This is a genomic window from Photobacterium sanguinicancri, assembly GCF_002265265.1.
Classification (GTDB): domain Bacteria; phylum Pseudomonadota; class Gammaproteobacteria; order Enterobacterales; family Vibrionaceae; genus Photobacterium; species Photobacterium sanguinicancri.
Genome location: NZ_NOIF01000012.1, coordinates 1 through 18,714, shown reverse-complemented (window position 1 = coordinate 18,714; position 18,714 = coordinate 1). Strand labels below are relative to the sequence as shown.

At 43.0% G+C, this 18,714-nt stretch carries 21 protein-coding genes, 2 tRNA genes and 1 other RNA gene; 14 read left to right on the top strand and 10 right to left on the bottom strand.

Translation table 11 applies throughout. The features are described 5' to 3' along the window. Positions 1–180: 180 nt before the first annotated feature. From ASV53_RS03645 to ASV53_RS03600, 10 genes are all read right to left on the bottom strand, one after another. Positions 181–1,119 carry a LysR family transcriptional regulator gene (locus ASV53_RS03645; protein ID WP_094956141.1) on the bottom strand — a complete coding sequence of 313 codons (939 nt, stop codon included), beginning with the start codon at positions 1,117–1,119 and terminating at the stop codon, positions 181–183. 159 nt (positions 1,120–1,278) lie between these two features. Beyond that, positions 1,279–3,978, bottom strand: a complete 2,700-nt coding sequence (locus tag ASV53_RS03640; protein WP_094956140.1) for an ExeM/NucH family extracellular endonuclease — start codon at positions 3,976–3,978, stop codon at positions 1,279–1,281. 44 nt (positions 3,979–4,022) lie between these two features. After that, the gene (locus ASV53_RS03635; protein WP_094956139.1) at positions 4,023–5,105 is read right to left on the bottom strand and encodes a porin; all 1,083 of its coding nucleotides are present in this window, start codon (positions 5,103–5,105) and stop codon (positions 4,023–4,025) included. Between the two features lie 420 nt (positions 5,106–5,525). Beyond that, on the bottom strand, positions 5,526–5,891 hold the full coding sequence (locus ASV53_RS03630; protein ID WP_094956138.1) for a hypothetical protein: 366 nt from the start codon (positions 5,889–5,891) through the stop codon (positions 5,526–5,528). 189 nt (positions 5,892–6,080) lie between these two features. Beyond that, positions 6,081–6,157 (bottom strand) — tRNA-Val (locus ASV53_RS03625). A 44-nt stretch (positions 6,158–6,201) separates the two neighbouring features. Then, positions 6,202–6,278, bottom strand: a tRNA-Val gene (locus ASV53_RS03620). A gap of 171 nt (positions 6,279–6,449) precedes the next feature. Further along, positions 6,450–7,604 carry a DUF3080 domain-containing protein gene (locus tag ASV53_RS03615; RefSeq protein ID WP_239928717.1) on the bottom strand — a complete coding sequence of 385 codons (1,155 nt, stop codon included), beginning with the start codon at positions 7,602–7,604 and terminating at the stop codon, positions 6,450–6,452. Between the two features lie 88 nt (positions 7,605–7,692). Further along, positions 7,693–8,040 (bottom strand): rhodanese-like domain-containing protein, encoded by a 348-nt coding sequence (locus tag ASV53_RS03610; protein WP_094956137.1) that lies wholly within the window; start codon positions 8,038–8,040, stop codon positions 7,693–7,695. A 284-nt stretch (positions 8,041–8,324) separates the two neighbouring features. Continuing rightward, entirely contained in the window at positions 8,325–8,585 is a 261-nt protein-coding gene (locus ASV53_RS03605; protein WP_062691131.1) for a DUF5062 family protein, read from the bottom strand. A 322-nt stretch (positions 8,586–8,907) separates the two neighbouring features. Next, positions 8,908–9,627 carry a LexA family transcriptional regulator gene (locus tag ASV53_RS03600; protein ID WP_205049178.1) on the bottom strand — a complete coding sequence of 240 codons (720 nt, stop codon included), beginning with the start codon at positions 9,625–9,627 and terminating at the stop codon, positions 8,908–8,910. A 185-nt stretch (positions 9,628–9,812) separates the two neighbouring features. Between ASV53_RS03600 and ASV53_RS03595 the strand changes: the two genes are divergently transcribed. The 14 genes from ASV53_RS03595 to ASV53_RS03530 all read left to right on the top strand — a co-directional run. Next, positions 9,813–10,040, top strand: coding sequence for a hypothetical protein (locus tag ASV53_RS03595; protein WP_094956135.1), 228 nt, complete (start codon positions 9,813–9,815; stop codon positions 10,038–10,040). Then, the gene (locus ASV53_RS03590; protein WP_094956134.1) at positions 10,033–12,288 is read left to right on the top strand and encodes a DDE-type integrase/transposase/recombinase; all 2,256 of its coding nucleotides are present in this window, start codon (positions 10,033–10,035) and stop codon (positions 12,286–12,288) included. The genes ASV53_RS03595 and ASV53_RS03590 overlap by 8 nt, the downstream gene beginning before the upstream one ends. A 57-nt stretch (positions 12,289–12,345) precedes the next feature. Beyond that, entirely contained in the window at positions 12,346–13,053 is a 708-nt protein-coding gene (locus tag ASV53_RS03585) for an AAA family ATPase (RefSeq protein ID WP_094956133.1), read from the top strand. Between the two features lie 76 nt (positions 13,054–13,129). Beyond that, positions 13,130–13,645 carry a hypothetical protein gene (locus ASV53_RS03580; RefSeq protein ID WP_141226227.1) on the top strand — a complete coding sequence of 172 codons (516 nt, stop codon included), beginning with the start codon at positions 13,130–13,132 and terminating at the stop codon, positions 13,643–13,645. Continuing rightward, complete coding sequence (locus ASV53_RS25380; protein ID WP_189337814.1) at positions 13,638–14,264, top strand: helix-turn-helix domain-containing protein; 627 nt, start codon at positions 13,638–13,640, stop codon at positions 14,262–14,264. Before ASV53_RS03580 ends, ASV53_RS25380 begins: the two co-directional genes overlap by 8 nt. Further along, a complete protein-coding gene (locus ASV53_RS03570) occupies positions 14,261–14,509 on the top strand; it encodes a Kil protein family (protein ID WP_094956131.1) in 249 nt (82 codons plus the stop codon). Before ASV53_RS25380 ends, ASV53_RS03570 begins: the two co-directional genes overlap by 4 nt. Further along, positions 14,496–14,909: a hypothetical protein gene (locus ASV53_RS03565; RefSeq protein WP_094956130.1), complete on the top strand. Its 414-nt coding sequence runs from the start codon at positions 14,496–14,498 to the stop codon at positions 14,907–14,909. The genes ASV53_RS03570 and ASV53_RS03565 overlap by 14 nt, the downstream gene beginning before the upstream one ends. Before the next feature lie 20 nt (positions 14,910–14,929). Continuing rightward, the gene (locus ASV53_RS03560) at positions 14,930–15,574 is read left to right on the top strand and encodes a DUF3164 family protein (RefSeq protein ID WP_205049177.1); all 645 of its coding nucleotides are present in this window, start codon (positions 14,930–14,932) and stop codon (positions 15,572–15,574) included. Between the two features lie 8 nt (positions 15,575–15,582). Beyond that, positions 15,583–15,771 (top strand): hypothetical protein, encoded by a 189-nt coding sequence (locus ASV53_RS03555; protein WP_094956129.1) that lies wholly within the window; start codon positions 15,583–15,585, stop codon positions 15,769–15,771. Positions 15,772–15,773: 2 nt separating this feature from the next. Next, an RNA gene (locus ASV53_RS03550) (hammerhead ribozyme type II) lies at positions 15,774–15,856 on the top strand. Between the two features lie 72 nt (positions 15,857–15,928). Beyond that, the gene (locus tag ASV53_RS03545) at positions 15,929–16,498 is read left to right on the top strand and encodes a gp16 family protein (protein WP_239928716.1); all 570 of its coding nucleotides are present in this window, start codon (positions 15,929–15,931) and stop codon (positions 16,496–16,498) included. Between the two features lie 276 nt (positions 16,499–16,774). Further along, the gene (locus ASV53_RS03540) at positions 16,775–17,071 is read left to right on the top strand and encodes a hypothetical protein (RefSeq protein WP_094956127.1); all 297 of its coding nucleotides are present in this window, start codon (positions 16,775–16,777) and stop codon (positions 17,069–17,071) included. A 201-nt stretch (positions 17,072–17,272) separates the two neighbouring features. Further along, complete coding sequence (locus tag ASV53_RS03535; protein ID WP_094956126.1) at positions 17,273–17,683, top strand: Mor transcription activator family protein; 411 nt, start codon at positions 17,273–17,275, stop codon at positions 17,681–17,683. A gap of 117 nt (positions 17,684–17,800) precedes the next feature. Beyond that, on the top strand, positions 17,801–18,714 hold a 914-nt coding region (locus ASV53_RS03530), incomplete at its 3' end, for a hypothetical protein (RefSeq protein WP_141226226.1).

Here is an 18,714-nt window from a genome sequence, read left to right as displayed (position 1 = left end):
AAGTTGTTAATATATAAGTGCTATTTATTTTCACTGAAAGGATTATTTCCATTTGGAAAAGATGTTTTGGGTGATACGAATGATCACGGCAACAATATTGATTGTTTAATCAGCATTGTTGCCATCAGAAAGTACTGGCAATACAGTAAAAAGCCTGACAAACCGGTGTTTTTTAAGGTATCAAATAGCAATATGTTGGCGAAGTTCAATATCCCAGTAGGGCGTATCACCAATGTAGTCTTTAAAAAAGCCGATCACTGCGGATATTTTTTTAGGTAAATGTGCTCGACTTGGGTATACCGCATAAAATGGCATCGCTTGGTTAGCTTGCCACTCAGGTAATAATTGAATGAGTTTATTGGTTTTAAATTCATCCGTTAGCAAGTAAGTCGCTAAGTAAGCAATTCCCCAGCCAGCGATAGCGGCATCGCGTACGGCTTCAGCAAGATCGACTCGATAATTGCCTTCAACGTCAATCTTTAATTGTTTGTCATGTTGTTTAAAAGACCAAGATTGATAGTTTCTCTGGCGGCTCTGGTACGTTAAGCAATTATGATTAGTCAGCTCTTTTGGGTGTAAGGGAGCAGGGTGATGCATTAAGTATTCTGGCGATGCTGCCACCACAAAACGTGTTTCAGCCAGGCGCTGTGCGACATAACCATCAGGGATGTGTTCATAGTTGGTGATCCAAAGATCTAAGCCATCTTCGATCATATCGGCTTTATGATCGAACAAGCTGATTTCAACGCGCAATTTAGGGTAGTGGCGCTGCAATTGTTCAATAGCTGGGATCAAATGCATGGTGCCAAAAGATTGTGAAAGACCTAAGCGTAAAACACCTGAAATTTCATCGCGTGTATCTTCCATTATCGCTTCGCCATCTTGCATGGCTTTTACGACATGATCGCAATAATGTAGATAGGTTTCACCGGCTTCTGTTAGGGTAAAACTACGGGTTGTACGTTGTACTAGTTTAACATTCAGTGCCGTTTCTAATGCACCTAATTGTTTGCTGATGTGTGATGTAGATACACCGAGTTGTTTACCTGCAGCGGTAAAGTTTCCCGCCTTAACAAGGGAGTGAAAGATGACCATCTGGCCAGCGCGTTCTGGGCTCAAAATGTATGCTCGATGAGAATTGACCCGCAGAGCTTAGCATATTTGGTATTGCGAGTAGTGAAGGGGATTGAGGTAACTAGAGGAATGGATAGTTTACAAAAAAGAGGCTAACCGAAGTTAGCCTCTTGAGATGAGTATTACGTGTATACCGCGTTTAGATTATTTTTTTACTTTACGTAAGAAGCCTAAACCCAGTAGAGACAGTAAACCGAAGATGCCAAATGAACCGCCGCTACCGTCGTATGGTGGAATTACTACTTTTGGTTTCGTTGAGTCACGTTTAGCCACTTCAACTTGCATGCTCACTTCTGAGCCAGCCACGGTTGTTGCTGTTGAGGCTTTTTGCGCACTAGGGCGTGTTAGCTTCATGGTCACAGTGTAGTTACCTGGTTCAATACCACTAACGTCAAACTCTACAAGTTGTTTACCATTTTTGCTTAACTTCATTGTAGGTAACGCAACTTTACTCATGTCTTCAGGTTCTGGAGAGAATGAGATTTCAGCGATATCGCCGATAAGTGCTTTATCTGTGTTAATGGAATAAGGAACATCCATACGACTGCTGGTAGTGGTTAGCAGAACTGGCGCACCATCAGCTTCACCGTAACCATAACCAAGAGCCATGATTGCAGAGTCATGGTCAGATGAACGGTAAGGCGTTTCAGCATAGAAGTTATGCGGAGTCGTTTTCTCTTCGCTGCTACTTAAACCTTTACGGCCTTGGTTGTAATCATACAGCGTCGATTCAGCGGCATTGATGTGCCAGTCTGTTGCATCCAATAGGTGCTTCTTAAGGGATGGTGAGATAAGAACGTGGTCAAGTGAGCCGATCTCATCGTTGTAAGAGTAGCTCCAGCTCATTTTCTTGTTTTCAGCATCTTTCAGGCTAACAGCATTAATATAACCGTAACTATCAGTGATGATAGCGCCATTTTCACCAAATTGAGGTCGTTTACCGATGAAGGTATCGCGAGCGGCTTTCAGTGTTTTACCTGTTGGATTAGAGGTTAGCACTAGCATAGGATCTTCGTGCGCATAGGAGTTCATATCGCCAATAATAACGCGATCACCACCGATTTTTGCCATTTCTTTACCGAGTTGTTCAGCAGCGGCAACACGGAAGTTTTCACATGAACCTTGGAAGTCTTTGTTTTCAACTTTACCTTTGATTGGATCGAATTTTTCCCATGCTTCCCAGCCTTGCCAATCTTCCCAACAGGTAGAGCCTTTCGATTTCAGGTGGTTGACTGATACCGTGACTTTTTTACCCGTGTTTTGGATACGGAAAGTCGCAGCAATAGTATCGCGCTGGTAGTTCTTACCGGTTTCACGAATTTCACCTTTGCTATCGAGAAGCGCAGCCCCATTTTCATCAGTGATCATTGGTGCTTGCTGCGAAGGCATTGGGATGATTTTTGCCTGCTCTAGCGAGACTTTACTTGGGCGGTATAGTAGGCCAGAAGTAATAGCATCTGAACCAACAGAATCAAACTCATCCAATACTGTGTTGCCATCTGAGTCAAAACCAACGAAGACGTACTGGTTATGAATTGATTTTTCATCGTGACGGCTAGAGTAGTTTTTTTTGTAGTAGTATTTGTTGACGGCGTTTACAAGCTCAGTGATCGCACTGTAGTTACCAAAACCATTATTCTCAATTTCCATCAAGCCAATGATGTCGGCATCTAAGCTGTTAATCGCTTTAACTATTTTTGCATGCTGTTGTTGGAATTCTAACTCGCTATCTGCACCTCGGTTATCGTTACGTGGGTTGTCAGGGCCACCAAACGGTGAGTTGAAGTAGTTCAATACATTTTGAGTGGCGATACGAATCGCAAACTTATCTGATGTTGTACTGTCATCTAGTTGAGGTTTTGATTTACGATCGGTGTTATGAATAATGTCCTTTCGGCTAATGGTGTTAGTCGCCATTAAGTGGTAGTCACCGTAGCTGTAAGAAATGACACCTTCAAGCCCTGTAATGCTATCGTCAACACGAATGTAATCTTGGCCTTTCTTTACAGTCTCTTTGTCATTGAAATCAGGGTAGAAAGGAATTACACCGTCATCTGCTTTTTGATCAGTTTCAACATATAAGCGATAGTCTTTATTTTGTTTGTCTTGGGCAATAGAGCCATCACTACCAGCGACATGTTCTTGGTTGGGTTGCATGTTAGGGCGCTTATATGACAACACCATATTGTTGCGATGGCCACTATAGTCGTAGCTAAAGGTACGAGAAACACGCATGGTCTCGTTTTCTTTAGTACTTTCGTCCATGTTGTCAGTTAGGCGTACTAACATGCCTTCATGGCGTTCTAGCGTTTTGCTGAAGTACTTACCATCTGCTGTGATACGTTTAAGGTCAACTGCAGTCGGTTTAACAGGTGTTGCGTCGACAACTTCCCATTTATCGTTAGTTGCAGTGACTTGAGTTTGACCATATTTCTCTTCTACAAAACCCTTAACACAGACTTCTTGGCCTACCATTTCTTCGGAAAGAAGGCCGTTAGTTTTAATGAATATACCATCAGATGTTAATTCGTCACCATCTGATGCGTATAAGAAGAACCCTTTCGTTAGGCTTGTTGATACTGCACTGACCACACCTTGAACTAAGTATTCATCATCACTGACAAAGCCTGAATTAATCAGTGGTGACTTAAAGCTATTCCCCTGTATTTGCCCCGGATTAAGGGGGCTCATATCTGAACATGGAGTTGCTGCTAGCTCGACTGCTTTGTTGTAGCTAGTGCCTTCAACGTACTCAGAAATAATAATATCGTTAATACCAGCCATTGCTGGTGCTGCTAATACGGATGCGATAGCAGCGGAAAGTAAGGTGACTTTTTTATTCATGATGGGGTGTCCTTCAATCCCTAAATTCTTTTTAAAGTGTCTGATTAGAAGTAAATACGCGTGTAGGCGTACACATCTTGTGCTGCATCGCCAGCATTAGCTTCAAGCGCAATGATTGATGATGGTGTTGGTTTGAAGTTCACACCCAGCGTGCCCCATGTGCGGCTTGAACCCCAGCTGTGTTCTTTGGTATCCCAAAATTCGCTGTCTTTATCCCACTCTTCATAGGCTTCATAGTTGGCAGAGCCTGTCATTTCCCATTGTGGTGTGAATTCATATTTACCTGAGATCAGCGCACCTTTGCGGTAAAGGGTTTGATAGTCGTTATAAAGGTGAACGCTGTTGTTTGGATCTGTGATATCGGTAGGGATTTTGGTTTGAGCAATATCTTCGTCTTCAATGTAGCCATTAAAGCCAAGGTGGAAGCTATCGGTAACAGCGAAGCGCATACCAAGACCTGCAAGCTTTTGCTTACCGTATTTAGATTCGCCTTCTGCACCACCGCGGCCTTCAAGACCTACGACTGCTGAAAAACGACTGCCAAAGTAGCCGAAGTAACCATTAACAACATCGCCAAGAAGAGAGCCAGAAGATGATTTAGCGTTGTAACTGTATGACGTACCTAGCTTGAAGCTGCCATAAGTACCTTCATATTTTACCGTCGCATCTTGGTCGCCTGCTTCACCTGTTTCAACTGTGGTATCGAACGTGAAGTCACCCCATTTGTCGTAATCGTCAAATGCAGTATCGGTTAAACCAAATTCAACATAGTGGTAGTCGTTAAGGGCGTAGCCAATGAACATTTTATCGATGCTAAGCACCATATCGCCGGAACCGTACTTCCAGTTTTCACGCTCAAAATCTAGCTCTAAGCGGTAAACTAATTGGCCGTTTTTACCTTTCACACCCAAGGTTGCAAAAGAATCGTCAATGTAAGCTTGGTCTTTAAAAAATTCGCCGTACTCAAAATTTGCACCAAAATGGCCACCAACGCCAACTTCACCATATAGGTTTAAATTGTCACCGTTTTCGTTTTGATAGATATTGGCTGCTTGTAGGCTAGTAGAAGCGAGAAGGGTAGATATACACACTGCTAGTGCTGTTTTGTTAGCCGTTTTAATGTTCATTACTCGACCTTATGTATGTTATTTAAGTAACATTTGCTTGTTTGTATGTTTTAATTCTCACATTTAAGAATGTTATCTTACAATCTCAGTTCATTGATTTTGTGATGAAAGTCGGCTTGGTTGCATGGTGTGTGAGCAAATATGTGATGTTAGAAGTATTGGCTTGCGTTTACTTCACAAAAAATGTGTTAAAAAATTCACAGTGTAGGGTAACGTTTGCGTCAGAAGGCGTTAGAGTGAAAGATCTATGCTGTCAGATGAAATATGATGGATAAAACGGCATTATCCGCATAGGTGATCACAAGGGTGAATAGGGCGATACTGATTATTGAATTAAAAGGCAGATAAAGGGGAAGCGGGGGAGTTTGTCATCATTAATAAGAATGCAGGAGTATGGCGATACCCCTGCAGTAAACGTGTTTAGGCTGATTGCAATAATACGTTATTGAGGTAATTCACAACGTATGCAGCATCTTGGGCTGCTGTATTCACTTTAGCGATAATGCGTTGTGCGCGTTCATCGTCACTTTGCAAGCTCGCTTTAACTTTTTCATTCATCGCTGCAGCCATTTCAGCTTTTTGTTTACAGTCGCTGAATAAGGCTGAAACGAAAGTAAGCTCAACTTCTTCGCCATTTGCAAATGCATCTGCAGCAATTTTGTAAACGGTATGAAACTTAGTTGCCATGTCTTTTTGATCTGCTTGGCTTTCTTTCGCCCAATCATTAGACCAACCTTTGAAGATAACTGCAATTTGAGGATTTGCTGTCAGTTTTACTTTTTGCATTCGTTGTAACCCTAGGTGCTATGTATGAGGGCATAGTAAAGGAGCTTACTTTCGGTTTAAAGCCTAAATACGAATCATCTTAACAGCTGGTTATAAAGCGAGCACATCAGTAAGCCGACTGTTTAATCGATGAGGTCTAGCAAAAATACAGGCATAAAAAAAGCCTGCTAAAAAGCAGGCTCTTTTATATGGTGCTCGCTACTGGACTCGAACCAGTGACACCTTGCATGTCATGCAAGTACTCTAACCAACTGAGCTAAGCGAGCAAATTGTACAGCATGATAACCCGTAGTATGTGTTATCTAAAATATGGTGCTCGCTACTGGACTCGAACCAGTGACACCTTGCATGTCATGCAAGTACTCTAACCAACTGAGCTAAGCGAGCATCTTCATCGTTGTTAGCCTTTAAAAAGGTTATTCAACGGAACGCAAAAGATATTAGCGATTCGCCACTAAGCGTGCAAGTGTTTACGTTCTCTTTTTTCGCTTTCATTGCGCGTTTGGTTATCAAATATACTGTTTGCTGGTCTGGCATGCTAAGTGTTTGGATTAATTCTTATATTCCAACTTTAAATTGGCAGCGTTTAAAAGTGCGCTGCCAAAATTTAGTGTGATCCAGAACCGCAATTCGAAAAGCTTGGTGTAAATTTCCGTCTATAAAGACCTCTTTATATGCCAGAAGGTCGGGGTGCTTGGTTGGTAATTGATTAAAGACTTGTTGTAAAACAGGCTTAACTTGGAGGTATTGCGAATCTAACTCGGCAAGGTAAGATTGAATTTTAGGGTTATAAAAACGGTAAAACACGTTTTTAAGGTACTCGGCTTGTTGCTGATTACGTTTTTCTCCACAGATAATGGTACTTTCTTGCTGATTCAACAACTGCGTAGTGATGTTGATCCATTGGGTCGCATTCGCTATGGAGTAATACAGTTGCCCAAAGTAACGGCTACGGTGAATATTTTCTTGGTGTATTAACAGCCTATTTGCTAAAGCTTCATCAATACGCTTTGGTGTGATCTCGTGAGTCGGCTTATTGTCGGCATCTGGCTGGCTTTGCGAATACTCTAACAGCGTTAATATATCCTCCATGGCTGCAAGGTTTGCTGTTAAGCCAGCGAAGTTATCTATATCAAAAGTATGTGGGTAAAGTACAAACTGTTGCCGCCACTCTTTGCCCGTTGCAAGCATATTCCATATTACCGATCTAAGCTGTTGTTGTTTTTTTTGCTTAATGGGAGTGAGCTCATCAATAAGAGGCTGACTAATAGGATTATCATCGCTGGCAGGTACTGTTTGTGTCACACATCTTTCTAGCCCGTTTAATAGCAGCAATTCATATCTGAGCTGGCGAGTTTTATCTTGGACTTTTCCTAAGCTTGAGTTGCGGTCGGCAATAAGCTGAAATAAACCGCAACGACGAAGTTCGTAAGCATCAAGTAACCCGATACGGATGTCTTCTTCTGGGACATATAAAGTGCGTGTCGAAGGGAAGTTGGGCAGAGAATCAAGAGGGTGAAAAGGTATCGGGTCGGTATCCAATACGTTGGCTAAACGCTGATGGTAGTCTTTGAAGTGATGCTCACCACTGTTGTCACACCCTGTTAGCATCACGCAAGCTGATAAACTTAATGCAAGCAAACGCAAGGTAAGATAAGCGTATCGATAACAAGATAGGCTCGCTACGCGATTGAAAGTGAGCGTATTATTCATTTCAAAAGTATAAACAACTTATACCAACCTGACGAAATAACTGCGTTGCTTTATCAGTATCAGTAACGCAAAAGAGGAGCTGTGCAACCTATTTAGGTTGAGTGGACTGCATCTCTTCTAATCCACCACCGTTATAGACTTGAGTAAAGCCCGCTTTTTTTAAGTGGCTCATGGCCTGACCTGAACGATTACCACTGCGGCAATATACGACGATTGGCGTTGATTTATCTACATCGGAAAACGCGGTATCTATGGTGTTTAGCGGGTAGTTTGTTGACCCGGTTAGATGCCCTTGGCTAAATTCACCTGGAGTTCGTACATCGACTAAGAATGCGCCTTGCTCGATGAGATCCCAAGCTTGCTCACTTCGTTCTGATGCCCAACCAGTAAAAGAGGTTATTGCCAATAATAGGCATAATACAGTGTTGATTTTCATACGTTATCTCTTATAAACCGCTCTAAAGTTATGATTCTAGTTTACGTCTTATGGTTTAGAACATCTGTTTTCTTGATCGTGTTTATTAAATATAGTGCAGCCTATTGAAACGATGTTGGATAGCCGTGTTTGGCAAAGAAAATTGGATTTGTTGATAGAAGCGACTGCGTTGCTGATAGATTAAGTTGATTAACCCAGAACAATGCATCATGAACTGCTAGATAGTCGCAGTTCATGACGGGGTGATATGTGTCTTCGTGCTCTAGGGCGTCACGAAGAGTGGGTTATTTCAGTAATTCGTGGTCGGGCGGTAATAGGCGAGAGATCCATAGCACCAATTTGTGCTTCATGTTGACACCGTCTTCTTGGTCTACAGCTAGTGGTGTGATTTGTTTGTATTGCACAAGTAAACGATAAATACATTCAACTTTATCAGTGGAAGACACATAACGTTCTAAATCGTTGTAGCCTTGCTTTTTAGCAAACGCAATGCCGAGTTCCAGTGCTTTCTTGAGTAACTTTGCATCATTCTTATTTTTCTTCATCTTTTTTCCCTGTCACGCCTTAACGTACTTTATTCAGAGTATCTGAAATGAAAGGGAATACCAATCATCACGTGACATTCTGTTGCTGATTTCCAAAGAAAAAGGGGGGATAAAAATAAGGCGACCTCTAGGCCGCTGTAGGACACCACTTACTCTGACAAATATGGGAATAACCGGGAAGAGGCGGAAATCCGTGGGCGGCCTTGATATGACTGGCTTCGAGTGGATTTCGGAGGAAATGTTTAAAATCTCTCAAAATGGCAATTTAAAAGGTGTTTAAGGAAATGGCTCCGCATGCTTTGGCATAAGTTGGAGCCATTTGCTAAACGTCTTTACCAATCCAGATGACTTGGCCAATAACCTGAAGCTGATTTACTTCATCAGGCTGAATTACCTGCTCTCTATATTCTTTATTATCGCTTATTAGAACCAGACCGCCACTAACCAGCTGCTGTATGCGTTTGGCGTAAAGGTCGTCACCAATGCGAACTACAAAGATTTTGCCGTCTTTAGGCTCTGTGCAGCCTAAATCTATAAGCAAGCTGTCATTATCTTTTATGGTTGGCTCCATACTATCGCCTTTGCTAAACACCACGGCCAATAAGTCAGGGTTACTTTGGCGGTATTTTAGGTATTTGCGACGAAATGCAAGGTGCCGCTTTACCTCTTCGCCTTGGAAGCAGGCTCCATTCCCCGTACTTACCTGGATGTGATAACCAGGAACCAGAATAAACTCTTCATTAAACTCTGCGTTAGTAATGCTTGCTGGCGGCTGTTTTAACTCATCGCCAATCATCATTGGTCCTACACCAGTTGCCAGCCATTCAATATTCACATTTTTATAGCGTGAAATAGCCACTAATTTATCAAATGTTGGTTTTGATCTCCCAGGTGGTAAGTATTTTCTTAACCCTCCTTCAGAAATACCCACTGCCAGTGCAAATTTACGCAATGATTCATTTTCTATGAGTCCTTTTAGACGGTCAGGAAAAGTTGCTATTCCGTCATCATCAAAAGCAACTGAATTGCTTTCCTTATTCATAAGTTGTCTTTCTTTATAAGTCATTGATTGTATTGGCGTCGAGTCTTTATGTGTGTGATGTGAGTCCAATACGGGAATACAACAACACAATAAGACTTGTGCATTCCCAATGATACGCATAGAGTCTTATATGTCGCAGTTGGTAACTTTCTAATTGCGACAACAGAATAACATGGAGTTACGTAATGGAAATAGAGAATGTTAACCAAATTTATGGAGCGTTGCGTGCTAAAGGTTGGACAGTAAGAAGCTGGGCGCTTTCCAATTTCTATAACCCTAGGACAGTTCTGTATTGCATCAATATGTTTGCACCAGAAAAAGGTTGTAAGCCGCAAAGAAAACTGGCTAGGGAAATCATGAGTAAGTTATCCGAAACTCTTGAAGTGGAGCTTGTTGGAGGAAGTGATGAGTAAAGAATGGTTCTCTATTCAGGACATTAAAGGACTTCCAGGTATTCCATCTTCACCATTTGGAGTGAGAAAACGCGCGCAAAAAGACGGATGGATAAAAAGGAAGGTTCTCAAAGGTAAAGGCTTTGAATATCACATTAACGATTTTCCAGATCAAACTCGTGCGTATATAGCTAAACGTGAAATCGAAATATTAAGCAAGACAGATCCGGTAGCAATAGCCGCTAAAGCCATCGCTAAATGCAATGTGGCCAAACAGCAGAAAAAGGAGGAGGACAGACTTAAGACACTACAGCAGGGCACGCAAGAATTTGGCAGGTTGCAAGGTAACGCCAAAGGCCGAGCTGAAGCCAGATTATTAATCGTTGCTTGTTACAAGCAATACCTTGCCCCTTTCATTGCTAAAAAGCAGAAGACGATAGGGGAAGAAGCCTTTATTAAAGAGTACAACCAGCAGCAGCTTAGCTTTGATGCAGATATCTATCAGATCGTTCAAAGCGTCAGTATGCGTTCGCTCCGTCGCTGGGAACAAACATTGGCAAATCAAGGGGCAGGCGCACTAGCAGGCAACTATAAATCTGATCGCCAACATATGATTGATGAACATGCTGAGTTGCAGACCTTTTGCCGGGGCATGATGTGGCATCAGCCTGATATTCAGGCCACTAATCTGCAAGAGGCTATAAGGGCGCAGATCGAGTTAGATAAAATCAGCGGTGCGGTTCCATCTCTTAGTGCTGTTCGCCGTTGGCTTCAGTCTTTTCGCAAAGAATTTGAATTGGTACTTAATCAGCTTAGTAATCCTGATGATTTCAAAAATCGCCGTCAGGTTGCGTGGGGGAATGCCGCAGAAAACATCTCGCGCATTAATCAGCTATGGGAACTCGATTCAACCCCGTCAGACGTACTACTGACAGACGGACGCCACAGCATTATAGGTGGCATTGATGTTTATAGTCGTCGGCCAATTCTGATCGTACACCCAACATCCAGTGCCGAAGCTGTTTGTTTACTGATGCGTAAAGCCATTCTTGAATTTGGCATACCCGACACGGTTAAAACAGATAACGGAAAAGATTACACCAGTCGTCGAGTCATGAGCGTGATCTCCAGCCTTGAGATCGAACAGGTACTGACAAAACCGTTTGCCGGTGATGAAAAGCCGTTTATCGAGCGCTTTTTCAGAACATGGGCGCACGGGGTCAGCACGTTATTGCCAGGATATGGCGGGCACAATGTCGCAAAACGTCAGGAACTTCGTTCACGTAGAAGCTTTGCCGACCAGATCATGGCCACAACGAAAGTGAAAGGAAGTGACGGGAAAATGCGCTTGAGCAAAGGGGCCGATGTTGAAGTCTCGCTCTCATCAAAAGAGCTGCAAGCCATCATTGATGACTGGGTAAATAACTTCTACCTCCATAAACCGCATCGGAAGCTGGGGTGCACCCCATTTGAACAATGGCAGAAACACCGCGCCACCATTAGGACTATGGATTGTGAACGCACATTGGATGTACTGCTCAGCCCTGTTCCTGCCCGTTCAGGCCGTGCTGCCGGGGTACGAGTTGCCAATAAAGACGCCGGAATTGTTGTTGAAGGCATCAGCTATTTTGCAACGGAACTGGGTGAGCGAATTGGCCAGGATCTTTATTGTTCGTGGAATCCGCATGATGTCGGTCAGCTATACGTGTTTAACCCTGAAGGAATGGAGTTCATCTGCACAGCTCGTAATCCAGAGTTAGCATGGCAAGGTGTGACACTCAGCGAACTTTCTAAAGAGGCTAGCCGTCAGCAAAGTGCTCAACTGGCACAGCAGCGTAAAGCACTTCGTCAATCCAGCAAAAAAATTGGGGTGGGTGATGTCGCGATGGATGTATTAGCCGCCGCCAAACAGCGCAATGCCACTATTGCAGGGTTGCCACATCGAACTGAAGTGGCTGATACCGCCGCTACTCGTGGCGCTAAACAAGCACTTAAACAGCCTGAAACGCAACGAATGGATCGAACCGAATTTGAACAGCGTCGGAAAGAGCAGTTGCAAATAGATGAGGTATTAAAAGCACAACAGGCCAAACCACGGTTCCGCAATCAAATGGAGGAGTTCACTTATTACTTACGCCAGGCGGATGTTCGTTCTTTAACGGCAGACGAAATTATAACGATGGATAAGTTCCGAAAAGCAGAGCCGAAAATGGCGGCAATGGCGGAGCGGTTGAAATCGGGGAATGAAGAAAAGAAAACCAGCCGATAGGCGACTGGTTTTAGAAAAATGCCAATGGCATTCAATATCGAATAAGGATTATACATTATGAAATACACAATTGCATATACTGAAAACGTTGCACAGGCGAGCATTCTGCTTTCCCAGCTTACCTCTTCTCGTTCTCCTGCGGTTCCTGCCATTGGCCTGATGGATGGTCGCCCAGGTCTTGGTAAAACGATGGCCACCCTGAAGCTGCTAAACAACATTGAAAATGGTGTTTATCTGCGAGCCGTTCGTCTGGAAACACCAGGTAGCTTTCTTGACCGTCTGCTGAAAGAGCTTGGTATCCGCGATCGTCCCCGCAATAAAATGGTGAAATTTGAGCGAGTGGTCGATGCACTCTCAATGGAGCCAAAGGTGATCTTCCTTGATGAGGCTGACTACTACATGGACCAGCCCGATCTCCTTGAAATGATCCGCGATATTCATGATCTGACCGATACCGTCATCATCCTGGTGGGGATGGATAAAATCGCCCGCAAAGTGAAAATGCTGCCGCAGCTCGATAGCCGTATCTCTGCCCGTTATGAGTTCCAGCCTGCCGCAATCGAAGACTTACAAGTCATGGTTCGTGACCTGCTTGAAGATGGCATTGAAGTGGCGGATGACCTGCTGCGCCGCGTACTACTTGAAACTCATGGCTCTTATCGATTATCAGCGATTGCGCTAGAGACGATTGAACGTAAGGCCCAGGTAGATGGAGTTCAACTGATTGATTTGGCTCACTGGGGCGAAGACGAGCGAGTTATATAACTCGATTTTAAACACGGAGGTTACGCGTTGTATGTTGTGCGATAACAAAAGTCCGAGAGAACGGGCGTGGGGCGAAATGCTCAAGAAAAATATATTTAGCGTTGGGGAAGTGGCAGATGCCACGCAAATTAAACGCTATAAAGTGTCAACATTTGTGCAATTTTTATTACGCAAAGGGGCGTTAAAAATCGTGAGAGCTAAAGCCCCCTATTTATATGCTGTAAAGAATGACGAAGTGCTTCAGTTTGGGAAAGGACAGCGAAGAGGAAGCGGTATTACTCATCATCGAAAGGTAAACAAACCTCGACGTCGGATGTGGAACACCATGCGGGTACTTCGGAAATTTAGCCGTATTGATTTAATGATGGCTGCTGAAGTGGCGAGCAGTACTGTGAGTAGCTTTACCCAACGATTAGAAAAAGCGGGATACATCAGGAAAATTTGTTTGGAAGGGAACAAAAAAGGTGAATGTGCCATGTACCTATTAGTGCGTAATACCGGTCCGGATAGTCCAGTAGATCGAGGTAAACAAGGCATGTGGGACGTGAACGAGCAGAAGATTTATCCATTCAAGGAGAGTGCAAATGAGTGACGAATGGATTGAGGTTCTGCGTGAGAAATGTAACCAGGACTCACAGCGTCACATTGCCGCCGAACTGGGTGTGAGTGCTACACAGGTTAACCAGGTACTGAAAGGGACTTATAAAGGGGATCTCAGCCGAATAAGTAAATTGGTGGAAGGTCGTTACATGAATCAGGTTGTCATGTGCCCCGTCCTTGGTGAGATCAGCCTAGATAAATGCCAATACCATCAGGAGCGAGAGTTTGCAGCCACTAATCCGCAGCGGGTCATGTTGTATAAGGCGTGTCACAGTGGATGCCCCCACTCGAAACAGCCGGTAACGATTAAAATTGCGCAGGTTGACTCACGCCCTGCGTCAGTCGTGCATAAGGAGCGAATGCAGTTTTATCAAAATGGTCGCCCACGTCATTCACCGTTAAACAAGGGAATTCCCCTTCGTGGACAGCATGGTAATCAGGTTAATGAGGAGGATTTATATTCGCTGGAAAGCCAATTAGTCTACTTCAAACGTGTGGCTGGTGGTGATGCTTTAAAACTCAACGAGCTACTGGAAAAAGAACTCACCAAATTGGCCACACGTTACAACCAGTTGTTGTGGAGCAAAAAATATTCAAGGAGCGAAAAATGACACAGGCAAAATTAACGTCGCGAGTTAATTTAATTAATCACGCGGTACGAAAATTACAAAAAGCAGGATTAGTTATTCGCTCTACGCGAGTTGGTAATATTCGTCCGACTATTGAAATAGAGCGCCCAGCTAACCTTTGCCAAGGCTTTACTGTAATAACTCGCCAAGGTAGTGATTTATCGACACTAAATGTAGCGCCATACGGTGGGTGTTTAGTTACCTGGAGGGTTTATGACAACGGCTGAGAAGGTTCTTGCCGTACTTCGGGAAAAGCCTCTTACCCGCCTTGATATATCAATGCATATCTTGGATGTGACAGGGCGAGCAGTACAGTATCAGCTTAATAATTTGCAAACTTATGGCTTTATTAAAAAGTGTGGCGGTAAAAGAAATACCACATATCAATTAATAAAAGAAGATGGTTTGTTAGTTGAGTGTAATTGTTGCCTTATTAGAAGGCCGTGTTGGCAAATTAAAAAGGGAACCTGTAACTACTGCAAGAATGTAAGGGGCTCTGGGGAGGCAAAACCAAGTAAGGCAAGGAAGGCTCTTTCGCAAAGGGCATCGTTATTTGCCCGAGATGATGCATGTTCTTTAGCTTATCAGCGTCTTTTACGCGGGCAGCAAATCGGAATTACGAATTAAACTGTTCTAAAGGAAAAAGAATGAATACCCAAGAAGTAACTAAGGTATCAGAAGTACCTCACGGATACATGCTGGATAGCAAACAGCGTCTTGTGCCTATTTCAACTGTCGATGATTACGATATTGAAATAAATGACTTTGTGGAAAAACATATTTCAGAAGCACGAAATATTCAGCAAACGCTAAAAACATTCAAACGAAAAGTTTATGAAGATTGTTATGCGTTCCTTGAACTATTAGCTGAAAAATATGAAACGAAGAAAAAGCGAGGTGGTGCTAAAGGTGGTTTTTCTTTCAGTTCATATGATGGAGCACTGCAAATTAAAATCACAGTGCAAGACCGAATTACCTTTGGTCCCGAACTACAGATAGCCAAAGAGCTGATTGATGAGTGTGTGCAAGATTGGAGTTCAGACGCTAACGATTATTTAAAAGTGCTTATTAACGATGCTTTTGAAGTAGACCGCGAGGGTAACTTGAATACAGGCCGTATTCTTTCCCTGCGTAAGCACAAAGATAAAATCATCGACCAGCGTTGGATGAATGCCATGGAAGCCATCGCCGATGCCATTATGGTCACGGGTTCAAAAACGTACCTGAATTTCCGAGAGCGCACCAGTGAAGGCAAGTTGATTAATATCCCGTTAGATTTAGCGGCATTATAGGAGGTGCCATGAAAAATATGAGCCATTTGAATATGCCGTTCGTTGCCCCTCATACCCGTTTAGCAGTGTTAAATGAACTGGATAAGGCGCAGCAGCTGGAAGAGATTAACGCAGAGGTCAAGGGTAAAACCTATGCCGAAGGGGTAAGTGATGCCCTGTTGTGGGTAATGGGGAAAACGCCGCCACCGAGCGAGTAAATGAGCGAAACATCGCCCTTGTTAAAGCAGTAAAAAGGGTGATGTCTATCCAGCGTAGCGGCTGGGTACTGATGAGCAGCTAAATCGATTAATTAATAAAGTTTCAGAAAATACACGCCCCCGTGTGGGGCTTCGTACACCCTAAATTTAGGATTGAATGATGGATAACCGAAATCGCTTAATACAGCTAATCCATGTCGGCAAGCGAGAGCTAGCACTAGATGACGATACTTACCGCGCTTTACTGTTTGCCAATGGCGAGCATTCCAGCTGTAGCAAAATGAACATTAAACAGCTAGAACTCGTGCTGACCGCAATGGAAATCCAAGGATTCAAACGGCAGGGGAAAGGGGGTAAAACACCGTTTAAACGCCGTTTAAGCCCCAAAGCAGGCAAAGCCAAACACGCTGAAATCGATAAAATTCGCGCCATCTGGATAATCATGGCCCAGCACGACATCGTGCGTGATCGCAGTGAATCGGCACTAGATGCTTACGTGCGCCGTATAACCAACAGAAACAAAGGCGAAGGTGTTGAACATGTAGGCTGGTGTGATGCCAATCAAGCGTACACCGTATTGGAATCACTCAAAAATTGGCATAAACGAGAACTTGCCGACCGGATGAAAGAAGCTGGGTGGACAGTACCGCTAAATCGTAACGGTACAGGGCTGGCAGGGTATAAAGCCGTGATCGAAGGGTATGAATTTATGACAGTAAACTGCTAAGCGAGAAGTGAATCACAAGCCATCATTTCAGAGGCGCAAAATTCGCAGCAGCATGTGGATTAATGATAAACCGCTTTCGGGCTGGCTTGCAGTTCATAGCAATTCCTGAACAGAACTTTCTTATACGCACATAAAACATTGGGATACAAAGCGCCTTAGATATTACAAATATATCTGGTGTTTTATCCTATTGAATGTCGCTTTTCTCCTGCTAAAATGATTTTCTATAACTTATAGTTAATCATGAAATTTTACCTTCATATAAGGAAGACCATTTTGTACGTGGTATTTTCAAGTAATAAAACCAACACTTCTTATGTAGCTGCTGAAAACGCTAACGGATATAAGGGCAAAAACGCAGCTGATTGTGCGATTCAAGCTTCATATTGGGTTAACAAACAAGGAACACAACAAAAAACATCTCAAGAAATGAATGAATTAATTGGTGCTCCTGACTTCACTGTAACAAGGGTTGCTGGGTCACGTGACGACGCACTTGATGTTGCATGGAAGAAAGGAAATTGCTTGAATGTACAACAATATTCTAAATTGTATAAAAAATCAGGCTCGTAATGGTCTTAAGGTTCCATAGCTTGTGCCTCGATCTGTTGTGGGCAATAGCAAGTTAGCAATTTACGTTAGTTATTAGCACTTATCTGATGGTTAAACCGTCTCCTGGCGGTTTTTTTTATACCCGTCCAGAAGCCTTGTATTGACCAGAAGAACAATCATATAGCTAAATAGAGAGATCGAAATTAATTCAGGGTGACAGCAATGGAACAGCAGCACGAGATTTTCAAAACGGAAACGTCAGAGCTGGAACTATTGATCAATAGTGTTACTGAAATTGCTGACGATAACGTGCGCAAGCGTTGGCCTTCCACCTTGCAGTCATTGAGTGAAGTGCTAAATAGTGAACTGAAACGAGCCAAGGTTGATGAGCCTCACCTAGCCGACAAGCTCACCATTGCCCTAGGGCATTACTTCGGTGGCCGCGACATCTACATTCCCAATGGCTCTAAGCTGAAATCAGCCCTTCGTAATATTTCTATTTGGCGTGAATACAATGGCCGCAACATCGAACAATTGGCGAATCACCATAAACTGACTGAACGACAAATTACCGAAATAATCAGAGAACAGCGTCAGGCTGAATTGAAGCGCAGGCAGCGTGAATTGTTTTAAATAAATTCCGCTTATTGTAATGCGTATGATTTCTTTTGGGTGGTTTTGAGTCCAAGATCAACAACTTGCATACCTTACTCTGGTAATAGTAGATCATTAAGAATAAGGGAGAAAGTTATGGAAAACAGAAGAATACCTCACGCTTTGTACTGCACTGGTTGGAATCATGAAGATGGCATTCGTGCGACACTACTAAAAAATGCACAAAGAATTATTCCAACAGAGTATGCCGTAGGTATGAAAGGGGCCTTATATTGCCCGGCTTGCTTTACGAATCTGTCTCGAACACCAGAAGACAAAGAAGTTAATGCTTTAGGTACCCCTGCTTACTTTAAGCACCAAAAAAAATATGAAGCTGTTCCGTGTACATTGCGCGCTCGTAGAGCTGAGGGGAAAAAATATAATTCTTACGAAAGTGTAAAGCAGGCTATTGATGATGATGAGCTTGTCATTGTGAGTGGCTTTCTTGAGGAAAAACCAGAAGCTAAAATTACGACGGGTAAGCCATACGACGATACACCTGTTGATGATGTTAATGGTGAAGAAACTGACGTTCCTTTGTCTCAGCATGATGGTCAGACATTTAAGTTGCCTTCAACGATAACGACAATTGCCGGTATGTGTCGGAATTTTGATACCAATTACTTCAAGTATTACTTGCTACCTGAAAAAACGAACGCAAGGCAACTTTGTGATACGCTTGTTGATATCAGAAATATACAAGAAGAGGACTCTGTTCCTAAGTTGTATTTTGCTAGGATCTTATCAACCAGACATTTTGGTGAAAATAAGAAACCTACAAATTGTAGAATGACTTTTTTTAATTATCCATCAGGTAATGGTGTAGGTGATTTTTGTTTGAAAATGGTTGATTGGCGACAGCGAGAACACGGTATTACTGATGATTCACTTGGACGTGTACTTTTGATGTTCGGAAAAGTTACGAAAAATGGTACAGGTCTTTGTTTACAAAATCTTAAATGGGGAGAGTTCTCTCTATTGCCAATTAAGTACGAATATCTATTGTTTCC